This window comes from Streptomyces sp. NPDC055254, assembly GCF_053606025.1.
Genome location: NZ_JBSGQV010000021.1, coordinates 81,292 through 98,782 on the forward strand (window position 1 = coordinate 81,292; position 17,491 = coordinate 98,782).

Annotated in this window: 11 protein-coding genes and 1 pseudogene; 4 read left to right on the forward strand and 8 right to left on the reverse strand. The window is 73.8% G+C overall.

Annotated features, from left to right (window positions below; all coding sequences use genetic code 11):
- Positions 1 to 255: 255 nt before the first annotated feature.
- Both ACWFQ8_RS20770 and pulA read left to right on the forward strand, forming a co-directional pair.
- Entirely contained in the window at positions 256 to 2,028 is a 1,773-nt protein-coding gene (locus ACWFQ8_RS20770) for a carbohydrate-binding module family 20 domain-containing protein (RefSeq protein ID WP_453787725.1), read from the forward strand.
- 96 nt (positions 2,029 to 2,124) lie between these two features.
- Positions 2,125 to 7,509, forward strand: coding sequence for a pullulanase-type alpha-1,6-glucosidase (gene pulA, locus ACWFQ8_RS20775; protein WP_453787726.1), 5,385 nt, complete (start codon positions 2,125 to 2,127; stop codon positions 7,507 to 7,509).
- Here pulA and ACWFQ8_RS20780 read toward each other — a convergent pair.
- From ACWFQ8_RS20780 to ACWFQ8_RS20810, 7 genes are all read right to left on the reverse strand, one after another.
- On the reverse strand, positions 7,496 to 8,032 hold the full coding sequence (locus ACWFQ8_RS20780) for an N-acetyltransferase family protein (protein ID WP_453787727.1): 537 nt from the start codon (positions 8,030 to 8,032) through the stop codon (positions 7,496 to 7,498). The two genes, pulA and ACWFQ8_RS20780, sit on opposite strands and share 14 nt — an antisense overlap.
- Before the next feature lie 25 nt (positions 8,033 to 8,057).
- A complete protein-coding gene (locus tag ACWFQ8_RS20785; RefSeq protein ID WP_453787728.1) occupies positions 8,058 to 8,768 on the reverse strand; it encodes a TetR/AcrR family transcriptional regulator in 711 nt (236 codons plus the stop codon).
- 65 nt (positions 8,769 to 8,833) lie between these two features.
- The gene (locus ACWFQ8_RS20790) at positions 8,834 to 9,877 is read right to left on the reverse strand and encodes a PDR/VanB family oxidoreductase (protein WP_453787729.1); all 1,044 of its coding nucleotides are present in this window, start codon (positions 9,875 to 9,877) and stop codon (positions 8,834 to 8,836) included.
- Positions 9,874 to 10,770 carry a metal-dependent hydrolase gene (locus ACWFQ8_RS20795; RefSeq protein WP_453787730.1) on the reverse strand — a complete coding sequence of 299 codons (897 nt, stop codon included), beginning with the start codon at positions 10,768 to 10,770 and terminating at the stop codon, positions 9,874 to 9,876. Before ACWFQ8_RS20795 ends, ACWFQ8_RS20790 begins: the two co-directional genes overlap by 4 nt.
- A 105-nt stretch (positions 10,771 to 10,875) precedes the next feature.
- The gene (locus ACWFQ8_RS20800) at positions 10,876 to 12,801 is read right to left on the reverse strand and encodes a hypothetical protein (protein WP_453787750.1); all 1,926 of its coding nucleotides are present in this window, start codon (positions 12,799 to 12,801) and stop codon (positions 10,876 to 10,878) included.
- Between the two features lie 138 nt (positions 12,802 to 12,939).
- On the reverse strand, positions 12,940 to 13,734 hold the full coding sequence (locus tag ACWFQ8_RS20805; protein WP_453787731.1) for a tyrosine-protein phosphatase: 795 nt from the start codon (positions 13,732 to 13,734) through the stop codon (positions 12,940 to 12,942).
- A 31-nt stretch (positions 13,735 to 13,765) separates the two neighbouring features.
- Positions 13,766 to 14,365, reverse strand: a complete 600-nt coding sequence (locus ACWFQ8_RS20810) for a rhomboid-like protein (protein ID WP_453787732.1) — start codon at positions 14,363 to 14,365, stop codon at positions 13,766 to 13,768.
- Positions 14,366 to 14,430: 65 nt separating this feature from the next.
- Between ACWFQ8_RS20810 and ACWFQ8_RS20815 the strand changes: the two genes are divergently transcribed.
- Both ACWFQ8_RS20815 and ACWFQ8_RS20820 read left to right on the forward strand, forming a co-directional pair.
- Positions 14,431 to 15,165: a hypothetical protein gene (locus tag ACWFQ8_RS20815; RefSeq protein ID WP_453787733.1), complete on the forward strand. Its 735-nt coding sequence runs from the start codon at positions 14,431 to 14,433 to the stop codon at positions 15,163 to 15,165.
- Between the two features lie 72 nt (positions 15,166 to 15,237).
- Positions 15,238 to 16,683 (forward strand): annotated as a pseudogene (locus ACWFQ8_RS20820) (PepSY-associated TM helix domain-containing protein); the annotation flags it as partial.
- A 9-nt stretch (positions 16,684 to 16,692) separates the two neighbouring features.
- On the opposite strand, the gene ACWFQ8_RS20825 reads toward ACWFQ8_RS20820, so the two are convergent.
- Positions 16,693 to 17,313, reverse strand: coding sequence for a winged helix-turn-helix domain-containing protein (locus ACWFQ8_RS20825; protein WP_453787751.1), 621 nt, complete (start codon positions 17,311 to 17,313; stop codon positions 16,693 to 16,695).
- Positions 17,314 to 17,491 lie beyond the last annotated feature (178 nt).

Genomic DNA, 17,491 nt, shown 5'->3' on the forward strand with positions numbered 1-17,491 from the left:
GTCCGGGCTCGCCGGGGCGTGGTGCTGCGTCCCGGGCCCCGGCGGGTGGGCAGCCCCGGGTGGGTGGGGTGGTCGAGGGGTGAAGGCCCCGTCCCGGCGCCGGATGCCCCGCACAGCAGAGGCCCCGCCGCGCCGCCCCGCTGCCGACCCCGCGGGAAACAAATCTGCAATCTCTTGCGCAAGCTCTTGCAACAGAACCGGCCACCCCTCTACGGTCGCCAACAATCCCCACCTCTTCCGCCAGGAGGCCCCCGCATGTCTGTCAGAGCCGCCAGACCCGCACGATCAGCCCGCTCCGCCGCCGCCCGCTCCGCCGCCGCCCGCTCCGCCGCCGCCCGCTCCGCCGCCGCCGGGCTGCTCGCCGTCGCCGCGTTCGCCGCGCAGGCCCCGCAGGCCGCGCCGGCAGCCGCCGCGCCGCCCGGGGAGCGGGACGTCACCGCCGTGCTCTTCGAGTGGCGGTTCGACTCCGTGGCCAAGGCGTGCACCAACAGCCTCGGGCCCGCCGGATACGGCTATGTGCAGGTCTCGCCCCCGCAGGAGCACATCCAGGGCCCGCAGTGGTGGACCTCCTACCAGCCCGTCAGCTACAAGATCGCCGGCCGGCTGGGCGACCGTACGGCGTTCAAGTCGATGATCGACACCTGTCACGCGGCGGGCGTCAAGGTCGTCGCCGACTCCGTCATCAACCACATGGCGGCCGGCGACGGCACGGGCACGGGCGGGAGTTCGTACACGAAGTACACCTACCCGGGGATCTTCTCCGGCTCCGACCTGGACGACTGCCGGGCGACGATCTCGAACTACCAGGACCGCGGCAACGTCCAGAACTGCGAGCTCGTCCAACTCGCCGACCTGGACACCGGCGAGGAGTACGTGCGGGGCCGCATCGCCGCGTACCTCAACGACCTGCTCTCGCTCGGCGTCGACGGCTTCCGGATCGACGCCGCCAAGCACATGCCCGCCACCGACCTGGCCAACATCAAGTCCCGGCTGACGAACCCCTCCGCCTACTGGAAGCAGGAGGCCATCTTCGGCGCGGGCGAGGCCGTCTCACCGAGCGAGTACCTGGGCACCGGCGACGTGCAGGAGTTCCGGTACGCCCGCGACCTCAAGAGGGTCTTCCAGAACGAGAACCTCTCCCATCTGAAGAACTTCGGCGAGGCCTGGGGCCACATGGCGAGCGGCAAGTCCGGCGTCTTCGTCGACAACCACGACACCGAGCGCGTGGGGGACACCCTCAGCTACAAGGACGGTTCCGCCTACACCCTCGCCAACGTCTTCATGCTGGCCTGGCCGTACGGCTCCCCGGACGTGCACTCCGGCTACGAGTGGGCCGACAAGGACGCCGGCCCGCCGGCCGGCGGCACGGTGAACGCCTGCTACGCCGACGGCTGGAAGTGCCAGCACGCCTGGCGGGAGGTCGCCTCCATGGTGGGCCTGCGCAACGCGGCCCGCGGGCAGGGCGTCACCGACTGGTGGGACAACGGCGGCGACCGGATAGCCTTCGGGCGCGGCTCGAAGGCGTACGTGGCGATCAACCACGAGGGCTCGGCCCTGACCCGCACCTTCCAGACCTCCCTCCCGGCCGGCGACTACTGCGACGTGCAGAGCGGTCGCACGGTCGGCGTCGACTCCGGTGGCCGGTTCACCGCCACGGTCGCCGCCGGGACCGCCGTCGCCCTGCACGTGAACGCCCGTACCTGCTCCGGCGGGACGACCCCGCCGCCCGCGGCCACCCCCGGCGCGTCCTTCGCCGTGAACGCCACCACCGTGCCGGGCCAGAACATCCACGTCGTCGGGGACCGGGCCGAGCTCGGCGGCTGGAACACGGCGGCCGCCCCCAAGCTCGACCCGGCGTCCTACCCGGTCTGGAAGCTCGACGTCACCCTCCCCGCCGGCACGTCCTTCGCGTACAAGTACGTCCGCAAGGACGCCGCCGGGAACGTCACTTGGGAGAGCGGCGCCAACCGCACCGCCACCGTCCCCGCGAGCGGCAAGGTCGCGCTGTCCGACACCTGGCGCAGCTGAACCGCCCCCCCCACAGACCAGGGCCGCCCGGCACACCGAACCCCGCCACCGCCGGGCGGCCCTCATCCGTGCGACACGTAACCAAGGAGATTCGCCTTGATACGCCCTGCCGCAGGAGTCCTCGCCGCCGCCCTGGCCGTGACGCTCCTGCCCGCCTTCCCCGCCGCGGCCGCCGCGGCCCGCCCACCCGCGCCGCCCTCGGACGCGAAACTCGCCGCCGAACCGGCGCGCCACGACCTGACCCGGGAGCAGTTCTACTTCGTCCTGCCGGACCGGTTCGCGAACGGCGACCCGGGCAACGACCGGGGCGGCCTGACCGGCACCCGGCTGGAGACCGGCCTGGACCCGACGGACAAGGGCTTCTACCAGGGCGGGGACCTCAAGGGGCTCACCGACCGGCTGGACTACATCAAGGGCCTGGGGACGACGGCCATCTGGATGGCGCCGATCTTCAAGAACCAGCCCGTGCAGGGCAAGGGGACCGACGTCTCGGCCGGCTACCACGGCTACTGGATCACCGACTTCACCCAGGTCGACCCGCACTTCGGGACCAACGCGGATCTGGAGCGGCTGATCGACAAGGCGCACGGGAAGGGGATGAAGGTCTTCTTCGACGTCATCACCAACCACACCGCCGACGTCGTCGACTACCGCGAGGCCTCGTACGGATACCTCTCCAAGGGCGCCTTCCCGTACCTGACCAAGGACGGGGTGCCGTTCGACGACGCGGACTACGCCGACGGCGCGGGCGGGAAGCGCAACGAGGCCGGCGGTTCCCGGGAGAGGTTCCCCAGGACCGACGCGGAATCCTTCCCGCGCACGCCGTTCCTCCCGGCCGGCAAGGAGAAGGCCAAGGTCCCGGCCTGGCTCAACGACCCGGCGATGTACCACAACCGGGGCGACTCCACCTTCGCCGGCGAATCCTCCGAGCAGGGCGACTTCTTCGGCCTCGACGACCTGTGGACCGAGCGCCCCGAGGTGGTCGAGGGAATGGAGAAGATCTACGAGAAGTGGGTCCGGGACTTCGACATCGACGGCTTCCGCATCGACACGGTCAAGCACGTCAACACCGGTTTCTGGACCCAGTGGGCGACGGCCCTCGACAAGTACGCCGCCCAGCGCGGCCGGGACGACTTCTTCATGTTCGGCGAGGTCTACTCCGCCGACACCGCCGTCACGTCCCCGTACGTGACGCGCGGGCGGCTGGACGCCACCCTCGACTTCCCGCTCCAGGACGCGATCCGCGCGTACGCCTCCCAGGGCGCGGGGGCCGGGCGGCTCGCCGCGGTCCTCGGTGACGACTACCGGTACACGACCGACAAGGCCAACGCCTACGAGCAGGTGACCTTCCTCGGCAACCACGACATGGGCCGCTTCGGGACCTTCCTCAAGCAGGACCGGCCGGGAGCGGGGGAGCCGGAGCTGCTGGACCGCTACCGGCTGGCCAACGAGCTGATGTTCTTCTCCCGGGGCAACCCGGTCGTCTACTCCGGTGACGAGCAGGGCTTCACCGGCGCGGGCGGCGACAAGGACTCCCGCCAGCCGCTCTTCGCCGCGCGGGCCGCCGACTACCTGGACGACGACCAGCTCGGGACGGACCGTACGCACGCGAGCGACGCCTACGACCAGAGACACCCGCTCTACCAACAGATCAGTGCTCTCTCGAAGCTGGCCAAGGCCCACCCGGCCCTGCGCGACGGCGTCCAGAGCGAGCGCCTGGCGGACGGCTCCGTCTACGCCTTCGCCCGTACGGACCCCCGCGACCGCACCGAGTACCTGGTCGCCGCCAACAACGGAAACCAGCCCCGGACCGTGGAGATCGACGCCCCGGCCGGCGCCCAGTACCGCACCCTGTACGGCGGGACCGCGCTGATCCGCGCCTCGGCGGCCGGCAAGCTCACCGTCAACGTCCCGGCCCTCGGCTCGGTCGTCCTCCAGGGCGTCGCCCCGCTCGCCGCACCCGCGGGCAAGCCCGCCCTCACCCTGAAGGCCCCCGCCCCCGGCGCGGCCGGCACCGTCGAGCTGTCCGCCGACGTCAGCGGCGGCGGCCTGAACCGGGTCGTCTTCGCCGCCCGGACCGGCAATGAGAAGTGGCAGGTGCTCGGCTCGGCCGACCACGCGCCGTACAAGGTCACCCAGCACCTCACCGTCCCGGCAGGCACGCCGCTGCGCTACAAGGCGGTCGTCGTCGACTCCGCCGGGCGCACCGCGAGCGCCCTCGCCGACTCCGTCGCCGGGCAGCTCCCGCCCGTCGAGGTGCCCACCGCCACCCAGCGCGACTACGCGGTCGTCCACTACAACCGACCCGACGGCGACTACACGAACTGGCGGCTCTACGCCTGGGGCGACATCGCCGAGGGCGAGGCGACGCCGTGGCCCGAGGGCCACGCCTTCACCGGCCGCGACGCCTACGGCGCCTTCGCCCACGTCAAGCTCAAGCCCGGCGCCACCTCGGTCGGTTACCTCGTCATCGACAAGGACGGCAACAAGGACGTCGCCGCCGACCGCACCGTCGACGTGACGAAGACCGGCGAGGTCTGGCTGGAGCAGGGCAAGGAGGCCGCCCGCACCGAGCGGCCCGCCTACCCCCCGCAGGACACGGGCAAGGCCGTCCTGCACTACCAGCGCCCCGACGGCGCCTACGACGGCTGGGGCCTGCACGTGTGGACCGGCGCCGCGAACCCGACCGACTGGTCCAAGCCGCTGCCTCCGGCCCGCACCGACTCCTACGGCGCGGTGTACGAGGTCCCGCTCGCCGCCGGGGCCACCTCGCTCAGCTACATCCTGCACAAGGGCGACGAGAAGGACCTGCCCTCCGACCAGTCCCTGGACCTGAGGGCCACCGGCCACGAGGTGTGGATGCTGGGCGGCCAGGAGAAGTACCTCCTCCCGCAACCCGCCGGCTCGGCCGCCGCACTGGACCTCACCAAGGCCCACGCGGTGTGGATCGACCGCGACACCGTCGCCTGGAACGCCCCCGCCGCCGCTGCCTCCGTCCAGCTCCTCGCCTCCCGCGAGGGCGCGATCAAGGCGGCGGGCGGCACCCTGACCGGACGGGCGACATGGCTGCGCCTGAACGCGTCGCAGCTCTCGGAGGCCCAGAAGCGGAGGTTCCCGCACCTGGCCGCCTCCACCGCCTTCACCGTCGACCCCCGGGACCGCGACCGGGTCCGCGAGGCCCTGCGCGGGCAGCTCGTCGCCGGCGCCCGCGCCGCGAACGGCGCCGTCCTGGCCGCCACCGGCGTGCAACTGGCCGGCGTACTGGACGACCTGTACGCGCCCGGGGCGCAGGCCGCCCCGCTCGGACCCGTCTTCGAGGACGGCCGCCCCACCCTGTCCGTATGGGCGCCCACCGCCCAGCAGGTGGCCCTCGAACTCGACGGCCGCACCGTGGCCATGCGCCGTGACGACGCCACGGGCGTCTGGTCGGTGCGCGGCGAGCGCTCCTGGACCGGCAAGCCCTACCGCTACGCCGTCACCGTCTGGGCCCCGGCCGCCGGGCAGGTGGTCCGCAACCTGGTCACCGACCCCTACTCCACCGCCCTGACCACCGACTCCACGCACAGCCTGGCCGTGGACCTCACCGACCCGAAGCTCGCGCCGCCCGGCTGGAAGGACCTGCGCAAGCCCGCGCCCGTGCCCTTCACCTCGGCGCAGATCCAGGAGCTGCACGTCCGAGACTTCTCGGTCGCGGACCGCACCAGCACCCACAAGGGCCAGTACCTGGCCTTCACCGAGTCCGGCTCGGCCGGCATGCGCCACCTGCGCGACCTGGCGGCCGCCGGCACCTCGTACGTGCACCTGCTGCCCGCCTTCGACATCGGCACGATCCCGGAGAAGCCCGCGGACCGCACCGAGCCCGCCTGCGATCTCACGGTGTACGCGCCCGACTCCCCCGAGCAGCAGGCCTGCGTGGCGGCGGCCGCCGCCAAGGACGCCTACAACTGGGGCTACGACCCGCTGCACTACACGGTCCCCGAGGGCAGCTACGCGAGCGACCCGAACGGCACCGCCCGCACCGTCGAGTTCCGCAGGATGGTCCAGTCCCTGAACGGCGCCGGGCTGCGCACCGTGATGGACGTGGTCTACAACCACACCGTCGCCGCCGGGCAGTCGGACAAGTCGGTGCTCGACCGGATCGTCCCCGGCTACTACCAGAGGCTGCTGGCGGACGGCAGCGTCGCCACCTCCACCTGCTGCGCCAACACGGCCCCCGAGAACGCCATGATGGGCCGCCTCGTCGTGGACTCCGTCGTCACCTGGGCCAAGGAGTACAAGGTCGACGGCTTCCGCTTCGACCTGATGGGCCACCACCCCAAGGCCAACATCCTGGCGGTCCGTGCCGCCCTCGACGCCCTGACGCCCGCCAAGGACGGGGTCGACGGCAAGAAGATCGTGCTCTACGGCGAGGGCTGGAACTTCGGCGAGATCGCCGACGACGCCCGCTTCGTCCAGGCCAGTCAGAAGAACATGGCCGGGACCGGCATCGCCACCTTCTCCGACCGGGCGCGCGACGCGGTCCGCGGCGGCGGCCCCTTCGACGAGGACCCGCGCGTGCAGGGCTTCGCGTCCGGCCTGTTCACCGAGCCCAACGGATCCCCGGCCAACGGCACCCCGGCCGAGCAGCGGGCGCGCCTGCTGCACGCCCAGGACCTGATCAAGGTCGGCCTGTCCGGGAACCTGGCCTCCTACACCTTCACCGACACCACCGGCCGCCGCGTCAAGGGCTCCGAGGTCGACTACAACGGCGCCCCGGCCGGCTACGCGGCCGCCCCCGGGGACGCCCTCGCCTACGCGGACGCCCATGACAACGAGACCCTCGCCGACGCCCTGACGTTCAAGCTCCCGCCGGCCACCGCCCCCGGCGACCGGGCCCGCATGCAGGTACTGGCCATGGCGACGGCCGCCCTCTCCCAGGGGCCGGCCCTCTCCCAGGCGGGTACGGACCTGTTGCGCTCCAAGTCCCTGGACCGCAACTCCTACGACAGCGGCGACTGGTTCAACGCCATCCAGTGGGACTGCCGGGACGGCAACGGCTTCGGCCGGGGCCTGCCGCCGGCCGCGGACAACGCCCCCAAGTGGCCCTACGCGAAGCCCCTGCTGACCGGCCCGGCCCCGGGCTGCGCCGAGATCGGCGCGACCTCGGCCGCCTACCGCGACCTGCTCACCATCCGTACGACGGAACGGTCCTTCGGTCTGACCACGGCGGACGCGGTCCAGCAGAAGCTGTCCTTCCCCCTCTCGGGCAAGGACGAGACCCCCGGCGTGATCACCATGGTCCTGGGCGACCTGGTCGTGGTCTTCAACGCCACCCCCACCGACCAGCCGCAGCGCGTGCCGGCCCTCGCGGGCACCGCCTACGCCCTGCACCCGGTGCAGGCGGCGGGATCCGACGCCGCCGTCAAGCGGTCCGCCTACGACACCACGACGGGAGAGTTCACCACCCCGGCCCGCACGGTGGCGGTCTTCACACGACGCTGAGCCGGTCGAGCCGCTTCTCCAGCAGGATCACCCCGTAGATCCTGCCGTCCGCACCCTCCTTGTGGGGGAACTCCCCGACCACCCGGTAGCCCGCGCCACGGTAGTACGCGAGCAACCGGGGGTTGGTGGAGACGCAGTCCAGCCGCGCCCGCTCGCGGCCGGTCCCGGCGATCCGCCGCTCGGCGTGTTCGAGCATGCGCCGCCCGGTCCCGGCGGGCGCGGCCTCGCGTTCCACCATCAGCCGGTGCACGTAGCCCGCCACCGGAGGCTGGACACCCCAGGCCTCCTCGTCGGACCACCACAGCTCGTACGCCCCGCAGACGCGGCCGTCGGCGTCGCCGACCAGCCAGACCTCCCCGTCGCGCATCCGCGCCAGGAAGTGCGCGGCATCCTTCTCGCCCGGCTTCCACTGCTCGATCCCGTGCTCCAGCATCCACCGGGCGGCCTGGTCGTGCAGCAGCACCAAGGTGCCGGTGTCCTTCTCCCCGGCCCGCCGGAACAAGATCCCGTCGTCAATGATCACGCGGGCATTATCGCCACAACCGTGATCACCGGGGGCCGGGCACCTCATGCGGAATCAAGCCGCCGAGCCGCCCCACGAGCTCCCCGAACGGCCCGTCGGCCGGCTCACCGGCCAGGATCCGTACGAGGATCCCCGCCATCTCCGTGTCGTACGCGGCGCTCACGGCGGCCAACGCGGCGAAGTCGTGCACCAGTTGCAACTCCAGCTCGGCCCGGGGGATCCTGCGCCCGTCCAACCAGATCAGCGCCGTGGACTCCGCGAGCGACACCCAGGAACGCACGACGAGTTCCAGCCGTGCGGGCGGCTCCTCGATGCCCAGGTGCGTCAGGATCTGCTCGTACGCCGCCTGCCGGACCTCGTCGATCATGGCGTTGGCCCGGCTGCTCCCGGCCGCCGGGCCGCCGCGCATCAGCGCCGAGAAGCCCGGCCCGTGGTCGTCGACGAAGGCGAAGAACCGCCCCATCACCCGCAGCAGCCGCGCCCCGAGCGGCCCCTCCTTGGGCTCCACGAACCGCTGCGCCAGCTCGTCGGCAGCGCGCCGCAACGCCGCCTCGTACAGGCTCAGCTTGCCGGGGAAGTAGTGGTAGACGAGCGGCCGCGATATGCCCGCGGCCGCCGCGATCTCGTCGATCGACACATCGTCGGGAGAGCGGTGGCTGAAGAGTTCGAGGGCCACCCCGATCAGCTGCTGCCGCCGCTCCTCGACACCCATCCTGCGCCGCACTCCGGTTGTCATGCGGACACCCTACTTCGAGCCACCCCCAGCCCGGCCAGGGCTCCGCGGGCGCACGTCCCGGGAGCTCAGAGGTCCAGGACCAGGCGGTCGCCCTCGGCGCGGGAGACGCACAGCAGCATGGAGTCCTCGCGTTCGCCGTCCGTGAGGAGTGCGTCGCGGTGGTCCACCTCGCCCGCCAGCACCCGGTGTTGGCAGGTGCCGCAGAAGCCCTGCCCGCAGGAGTAGGGCGTGGCGGGCAGCTCGCGGCGGACCGCCGCCAGGGCGCTCTCGTCCGCGCCGACCTCCACCGTGCGCCCCGAGCGGCGCAGTTCGACGGTGAAGGGCCGTGCCGGGCCGGACGCCGCGGGTGCGAAACGCTCCAGCCGGACCGATTCCGGGTCGGGTACGGCCGCCGTGACGGCCCGCATCAGGGGCTCCGGGCCGCAGCAGTAGACCAGGGCGCCGGGCCCCGTCGCGGCGAGCGCGCCCAGGTCCGGGAGGCCCACCTCGTCCTCGGGAAGGACGGCCACCCGGTCGCCGTAGGCGGCCAGCTCGGCCAGGAAGGGCATCGAGGCGCGCGAGCGGCCCCCGTACAGGAGGGTCCAGTCGGCGCCCGCCGCCTCGGCCGCCCGGACCATCGGCAGCAGCGGGGTGATGCCGATGCCGCCCGCGACGAACACGTACGAGGGAGCCGGCAGGAGCGCGAACCGGTTGCGCGGCGGGCGCAGTTCCAACTCGGCGCCCTCCAACAGCCGGGCGTGCGCCTCGCGGGAGCCGCCCCGGCCGTCCTCGACCAGCCGGATCGCGATCGTGTACGTGCCCGCCTCCGCGGGATCGCCGCACAGCGAGTACTGGCGCACCAGCCCCGAGGGCAGCGTGACGTCCACGTGCGCTCCGGGCGTCCACGGCGGCAGGGCGGGGCCCTCCAGCGTCAGCCGCAGCACGCCCTCGGCCGGCTCCGTGCGCGAGGTGATCCGGGCGCGCAGCGGGCGGCGCGGGGAGTGGCCGGAGACCGGTGCCTCCAGGGCGGGCAGCGGCCACAGCGGGGACTTCCCGATGCGGCGGCGCAGGGCGCGCCTGGCCGCCCACGCCGCACCCGCCACCGCCGTGACGGCCAGGGCGCGCCTCATGAACGCGCACCGCCGTTCGCGCCGGGGGAGGTGGCGAGGTAGGCCGCGGCCTGGGCCGTCGAGCCCTCCTGCGAGGGGTGGTAGGTACGGGAGAGGTACTTCGGGACGGACTTCAGCATCGCGCCGGTGGTGGGGAGCACGCCCTGCCGGCCGGCGCGGAAGAACTGCCCGAAGGATGCCTTGCCGTCGACCAGGTGCGGGTCGTTCTCCATGAAGAAGCGGACGCCGCGCTGCCACAGGAAGACCAGCGCCGCGAAACCGGTCGCCCAGGTCCGGGCCCGGCGGCGGTAGTTGCCGTCGACGTGCATGAACAGGTCGAAGGCCACCGAGCGGTGCTCGACCTCCTCCGCCCCGTGCCAGCGCAGCAGGTCCAGCATGGTGGGGTCGGCGCCGCGCCGGTCGAGCTCGTCGGCGTTCAGCACCCAGTCGCCGAGGAAGGCGGTGTAGTGCTCGATGGCCGCGATCATCGCGACCCGCTCCATCAGCCACCAGTGCCGGGCCCGACCGGGCGGCAGGGTCCGGTCGCCGAGCAGCTTCTCGAAGAGCCAGTCGACCTGGGCCGTGTACGGGGTCGGGTCCAGGCCCAGCCGCTTGAGGTGGGGCAGCACGTCGTCGTGGGCGGCGGCGTGCATGGCCTCCTGCCCGATGAAGCCGATGACGTCCGCGCGCAGCCGCTCGTCCTCGATGTACGGGAGGACCTGCTTGTAGACGTGCACGAACCAGCGCTCGCCGGCGGGCAGCAGCAGGTGCAGCACATTGATCATGTGCCCCGCGAAGGGTTCCTCGGGCAGCCAGTGGAGCGGGGTGTCCTCCCAGCCGAAGGACACCTTCCGGGGCGCGAGGTCTATGTGTTCCGACGCCACGGGGGCGGGCGCGGGCGGCGTATTAGACATGGCGTCAATGTACTGATGGGTAGGAGTCAGGAGAACCCCCCTGCGCCCACTTCCCGTGCCGTGACGTGCCGTGACGTGCCCGCGCCCCCCCCCGCGCCTGCGGTCTCAGCGCAGGACGCCCGCCTTCGTGCCGTCCGTCAGCTTGCCCGACAGTTCGACCTCGGCGCCCGCCGGGGCCTTGACCGCCAGGCGGTTGCCGTTCGCGCTCCCGTTGACGCCGCCGCCCGACACCGACAGGGAGGCGAACTGCGCACTGCCCGCGGCCAGGACGTACCACTGGCCCGCGCGGGACTTCCACAGCACGCCCGCCAGCACCCGCGGTTCCCGGGGGCCGCACGCCACCGAGCCTTCCGACTTGGCGGCCTGAGCGGCGAGCGGGGCACTCGGGGCCAGGAACTGGGCCTGTACCCGGTCCGCGGTGCCCTGCCAGGTCTCGGCCCGGGTGCAGAGCCAGGCCGCCGTGCCCTCGCCCTCCGGCAGCGGCTGCTTGGCGTACGTCCAGGCGTTGACCGTACGGACCCCGTGCGAGCGGACCGAGGGCAGCAGGCAGGCGATCTTCGCCCAGTCCCCGAAGTCGGCGGCCTCCGTCACGTCGCGTTCGGCGCCGGGCGCCCCCGAGGTCAGCCGGGCCGGCGTCAGTTCACCGAGGTCGGTGACCAGCCGGGCGCCGCCGTCCCCGGTCAGGGACAGGGCGTTCCAGGTGGTGCAGCTGCCGCCCGGGGCGGGGCTCGCGACCGGCGGGGTGACCCCGTCCGGGGTCAGCCTGAGGGCCGCCGGTGCCTCGCCCGGCTTGAGCAGGTCCCGCAGGGCGGCGCCGGTCACCCAGGGCGCGGCCAGGTAGCGGACGTTGCCGTCGACCCGGCTCAGCACCAGCCCGGTCGCGGTGGCGGCCGACGCGCCGTCGGTCCGGGCGAAGTCGAGGGCGGCGCCCGCGGTCCCGTCGCGCGGTTCGGCGTACCGGACCACGCGCAGGCCGTCGTACAGCAGGACCACGACGGCCTGGTCGACGGTGCCCGCGAACAGCAGCTGGGCCGGCCCCATCGGCGGCCCGGACGGGGTCCCGGGGGTGGCCGAGACCACGACCGCGGAACCGGGCCGGGCCCATACGGCCAACGCCCGGCGCAACAGCTCCGCGTCCTCCGCGCGGTCGCCGCGCGCGGGCCAGGCGGAGAAGTCGGTACGGGAGGACGTGCTCCACCGCGCGGCCGCGGCCCGCACCAGCTGCCCGGGGTCCAGGGCCTGTTCGGCCGCCGCGTTGCGCGCGTACGGGGGAGCGGCGGCCCCGTCCGCGCCCCAGCCCCCGCCGGGCAGCGCGAGCAGCGCCCCGCACACGGCGAGGGCGGCCCCGGCGGCCAGCGCGGCCCGGGCGAGACGGCGCCGGCGCAGCAGGTCGGTGGGCCGCGCCTGGAGCACGCACGGGTCGAACTCGGGGGAGGCGAACAGGGTGTCGTGCACCGGGTCCCCGGACTCCGCGACGGCGGCCGCCGGGTCCGCGACCCCGGCCTCGGTCAGCACCCGGAGCACCTCCGGTTCCGACAGCCGCTCCAGGGCCCGCAGCACGCACGCGGCCCGGCCCGGCCCGGCGAGGGTGGCCAGCCACTGGTCGAGGGCGAGCTCCTCGGCGCCGCCCGAGCGCGGGAACAGCCGCAGCCCCCACACCTGGGGCAGCGCCGGTGGCAGCTGCACGCGCCGGGGCAGGGCGCGGAAGGTCAGCGGGAGCCCGGCCTCCAGCGCGGAGCGCAGGACGCGCAGCCGGACGTACGCGTACCCCTGGCCGTCCACGTCCTCGCCGCCGCGGCCGGGGACCCCGCCCCGGACGGCCGCCGCCGCGTCCCGCCGCCCGCGCGGCAGGGCCCGCTGGGCCAGCGAGTGGGCGGTGAGCACGCGTCGGTGACGGCCGAGGGAGGGCGGCAGCACCAGGTAGGCGAGCCGCACCAGCCGCGGGTAGTGCTCGACGATGGCGGCCTCGGCCTGCTCGACGTCGGGAGACAGGGGGCGGGTGGCGGTATCCGGCGCAGTCACGTTCAGCAGAACGAGCGAATCGTCGGATGGTCACCCGCCCCCAGTCCACGCGTTCGGGCCGACCCGCCGGGGAGCGGGCGGAATCCTGAGCCGGCGCAGTCGCAGCGGGAGCGCTGTGCGGGACCGGGAACCGCCCGTCCGTCCTGGTCAGACCACCAGGCGGGCGCGCAGCGCCCCCACCGTCTCGTCCGGGACGCCCAGCCCCTCGCGCACGTACTTCTCCATGGAGCCGTAGCGGGTCTCGACCTCGTCCAGCGCGGCCCGCAGGTACTCGGGGAAGACGCCGATCAGCGCGAGCGCGATGTCCGGGTCGCCGCCGGCCATCGTGAAGCCCTCGATCATCGGGGCGAAGGCCTGCTTGACGGCCGGGTTCACCGAGAGGTATTCGGCCATCAGGGTCTCGTCGTCCGCGCCGAGCAGTGACAGGATGACCGTCGCGCCCCAGCCCGTACGGTCCTTGCCGGCCGTGCAGTGGAAGAGCAGCGGGCCCGCCTGCGGGTCGGCGGCCTCGGTGAGCAGCAGCCGGAACGCGGCCTGCGCGGAGCCGGAGCTCACGAAGGACCGGTAGACCTGCCCGAACAGGGCCTGCGCCTTGCCGCCGCCCAGCTGCTCCTCGGCGACCACCGGGTCGGACAGCAGGTCCTTGAGCTGCGCGGCGGCGGGCGTCCCGCCGGCCCGCACCCGGTCCGCGAACACGTCGCCGACCAGGGCCCGGGCCCCGGCCGGAACCCGGTCGGGGTGGTCGGTGCGCTCGGCTTCGCTGCGGAAGTCGATGACGGTGCGCAGGCCCAGCGCGGACACCACCGGGTCGGCCTCGGGGTCGAGCCGGTCGAGCTGCCCCGAGCGCAGCACCAGGCCGGGCCGGACGCTGCGACCGCCGGGGAGCGGGGTGCCGCCGAGGTCGCGGAGGTTTGCGACGGTGGTGGAGGGGAGGGCGGTCATCGTGGCTGCTCCAGCGGTGTGGTCAGTCGTATCAGCAGATCGTTGATCCAATGTTCCGGCGGTTGGCCCCGGAAAGGCAATCGGCGGCCAGTCCTACCCCGATGCCGATGCCGAGCGCGGCCAGGTGTCCGGCGTCGGTGAAGGTCCGCCCCCGCTTGACCACGGGCGCCGCGGCCAGCGCGAGCAGTACCGCCCGGGCGGCCGTACGCACGGCCCCGCGCGGCAGGGCCGAGGTCAGCGTGCCGAGCACGGCGTTGAAGCCGTAACTGGTCCCCACGTCCAGGGCCCGCCGGGTGCGCGGATCGGTCGTCCTGCGCAGTGCGCCGTATACGAGGAGCGTCGCCGAGGCGTGCCCGAACAGGAACACCGCGGCCGTCCACCAGGCGCCGTACGCGTACTCGGCATACCCGAGGACCGCGACGAGCAGCAGTGCGTACGGCAGCGGCATGGGTTCCTCGACGACGAAGGCGCTGGTCAGCAGCGTCTCCCAGCGCCCGGCGGCGAGATTGTCGACATTCGTCGAGCAGTCGCGGAGCAGCCGTTCGCGGTCCGCCGCCGCCCTCCGCTCCAGGGCGTACGCCCCGACCTGCACCCCGCCGGCGTACACCGCGCCCAGTGGAATCGGATTCACCCGCCCATGATCGGATACGGCCCACTGGCGGGCACCACCGGGTTCCGTGGGAACATGTCCCGGCCATGACAGAGAACCCCGCGCCGATGCGCGCGACACGGGCCGCGACCTTCGCGGCGATGTGTGTCGCACTGGGTGCGGTGGGGCACTCGTACATGTCCGGCACGGATATTCCGCTCTTCGGCCTTTTGGGTGCCTTCGGGGTGACCGGCGCGCTCGCCTGGCTCGGTGCCGGACGCCGACGCGGCCCGGCGGGGATCACCGCCACCCTGCTCGCCGTGCAGGGGGCGCTGCACCTCGTGTTCTCCGGGAGCCAGGCCGCCGGACCTCCGCCCGGGGCCGCCCACGCGCACCACCCCATGGCCGACACGGGTGGAACGGCCGGGGCGGGCCGCATGGGCGAGACGGCCGGCATGGCAGACGTGGCCGGCATGGCAGACGTGGCAGACATGGCAGACATGGCCGGCCGGGGCGGGGTCGCCATGATCGCCGCCCACGTGCTCGCCGGACTGTTCTGCGCCGCCTGGTTGGTCCGGGGCGAGGCCGCCGTCTTCCGGCTGGCCCGGGCCCTGGGTTCCGCCGCCCTGCACGCCGCGGGGCCGCTCGCCCGCGCGTTCCTGCTGCTGCGGGCGCGGACGGCTCCCGTGGCCGCCGCCCCGGCGGCGCCGGCGCGACGCCCCCGGTACGCCCGTCCGCGCCGGCTGCGCGGGGCCGTGCACGCCCACGCCGTGGTGCGCCGCGGGCCGCCCGCGGGCCGAGCGTTCCGCACCACGGCCCCCGGCCGTCCTGCCCGCGCCTGACCGGCGCACCTCTTCGGCGAGGGGCGGCACCCGGGGCCGCTTCCCCGCGTCTCGCCCACACTTAGGACCCACATGTCCCTCGAAGAGGCTCAGGACGTCCGTACCCCGGACGCCGACACCGACCCCGACATACCCGGACGCCGTAGCGGCGGCTGGGCCGCCCTGCGGCCGCTGCTCCTGCGCGTGCACTTCTACGCCGGGCTCCTGATCGCCCCGCTGCTGTTCCTCGCCGCCGCCACCGGTCTGCTGTACGCCGGATCCTGGCAGGCCGAGAAGATCCTCTACTCCGACGAGCTGACCGTCGCCCGCGTCGGCGACAGCGCCCTGCCGCTCAGTGCCCAGGTCGCGGCGGCGCGGGACGTCGCGCCGAAGGGCGAGGTCGTGTCCGTGTGGCCCGCGCCCGAGGCCGACGCCACCACCCGCGTGATCCTGGAGAGCCCGGGACTGGCCGAGGGCGAGACCCTCACCGTGTTCGTCGACCCGTACACGGCGGATGTGCGCGGGCAGCTCACGACGGTGGGCGACGCACTGCCCCTGCGGGCCTGGCTGAGCGAGTTCCACTCCAGCCTCCAGCTCGGCGAGTTCGGCCGGAACTACAGCGAACTCGCCGCGAGCTGGCTGTGGGTGGTTGCCCTGGGCGGCGTCGCCCTGTGGATCGGCCGCCGCCGCGGGCGCAGGTCCCAGCTGGTCCTCCCGGACCGCGGGGCCACCGGCCGGCGCCGGACACTGTCCTGGCACGGGAGCGTCGGACTCTGGGCCGCGATCGGCCTGGTCGCGCTCTCCGCCACCGGCCTGACCTGGTCGAAGTACGCCGGTGAGAACATCGGGCAGCTCCAGGACCGGCTCGGCGGGGCCACCCCGTCCGTCTCCGCCTCCGTGGCCGGCGGCCCGTCCGGCGGGTCCGACGAGCACGCCGGGCACACCATGCCCGAGGGCACCGAGATGCCCCCGCCGCCGGTCACCGCCGACATCGGCATCGACGGGGCCGTGTCGGCGGCCCGCGCCGCCGGGGTCACCGAGTACCTCCAGATCACCCTGCCGACCGCGGGCAAGGGGTACGTGGTCAAGGAGAAGGACAGGCAGGTGCCGGTGCACCTGGACGCCGTCGCCGTCGACCCCGCCGACGGCCGGGTCCTGGACGAACTGCGCTTCGCCGACCACCCGTTGCTCGCCCAGCTGACGCGCTTCGGCATCGACCTGCACATGGGGACGACCTTCGGGCTCGCCAACCAGATCGCACTCGCGGCCCTGGCCGCCGCCGTGATGTTCCTGGTCTTCTGGGGTTATCGGATGTGGTGGCTGCGCCGGCCGACGAAGGAGCGGAAGCTGTCGGTCGGCCGGGCGCAGCCGCGCGGCGCCTGGCGGAGGTTGCCGGTGACGCTGCTGCTGCCGCTGGCCGCGATGGCGGCCGCGGTCGGCTGGTTCGTCCCGATGCTGGGGATCAGCCTGGTCGTCTTCCTGCTGGTGGACGCGCTGCTCGGCGCAGTGGCCCGCCGCCGGCCCCTGCCGACCGTCTCCGCGGGTCGGTCAGGGGGTGTACTTGTAGCCCACCCGGCGCACCGTCTGGATCGCGCCGCGGTGGGCGGCGCCCAGCTTGCGGCGCAGGCGGGCGATGTGGACGTCCACGGTGCGACCGTCGCCGACGTGGCCGTAGCCCCAGACCGTGGTCACCAACTGGTCCCTGCTGTGCACCCGGTGCGGGTGCTGCACCAGGTGGGCCAGCAGCTCGAACTCCAGGTAGGTCAGGTCCAGTACCTTGCCGTCGACCTCGGCGGTGCGCTGCGCCGGGTCGATGCGGACCAGGGCGTCGCCCCGGGTCGCGGGCGCCTCGGGGGCCCGGCCCTGCGGGGCGGGCTGCGCCGCCGGTGCGGTGACGGGTGCGGTGACGGCGTGCGGGGCGAAGGCGATCGGCGGCTGCTGGTCGGCCGGCACGAGCACCAGGTAGCCGATCATCGGCGGCTGGCCCGGCAGCGTCGGGAGGGCGTGCTGGGGGGCGGGCAGCCAGGTGGCCCCGGGCGGCAGGAGGTCCACGACGCGGGCCACCTCGTCCCGGTCCACGGCGCGAAGCCGGTGGCGCGGACTGGGAGGGTAGGGGAAGGGGGCGGTCGCGGCGGAGGCGGCAGAGGTCAGCGAACGGGTCTGAGACATGAGTGGTCAGCTCTTTCACGCGGAGGGTTCGACGGGAGACGTACGTCGTCGTACCGCGCAGACCGAAGGCCTCGGGGAGGTTCGGAAGACAGGTCCCGGAGGCTTTAGAGGGCCGGCGCGTTCTTCGCGCGGCAACACACCCGGTCGAAATCGTGATCCTGACGGGACGGCCAGAACG

Coding starts and splice junctions, on each gene's coding strand:
- ACWFQ8_RS20770 (WP_453787725.1), top strand. CDS start 256: ATGTCTGTCAGAGCCGCCAGACCCGCACGATCAGCCCGCTCCGCCGCC.
- ACWFQ8_RS20785 (WP_453787728.1), bottom strand. CDS start 8,768: ATGACAACCGGAGTGCGGCGCAGGATGGGTGTCGAGGAGCGGCGGCAG.
- ACWFQ8_RS20790 (WP_453787729.1), bottom strand. CDS start 9,877: ATGAGGCGCGCCCTGGCCGTCACGGCGGTGGCGGGTGCGGCGTGGGCG.
- ACWFQ8_RS20795 (WP_453787730.1), bottom strand. CDS start 10,770: ATGTCTAATACGCCGCCCGCGCCCGCCCCCGTGGCGTCGGAACACATA.
- ACWFQ8_RS20805 (WP_453787731.1), bottom strand. CDS start 13,734: ATGACCGCCCTCCCCTCCACCACCGTCGCAAACCTCCGCGACCTCGGC.
- ACWFQ8_RS20815 (WP_453787733.1), top strand. CDS start 14,431: ATGACAGAGAACCCCGCGCCGATGCGCGCGACACGGGCCGCGACCTTC.
- ACWFQ8_RS20825 (WP_453787751.1), bottom strand. CDS start 17,313: ATGTCTCAGACCCGTTCGCTGACCTCTGCCGCCTCCGCCGCGACCGCC.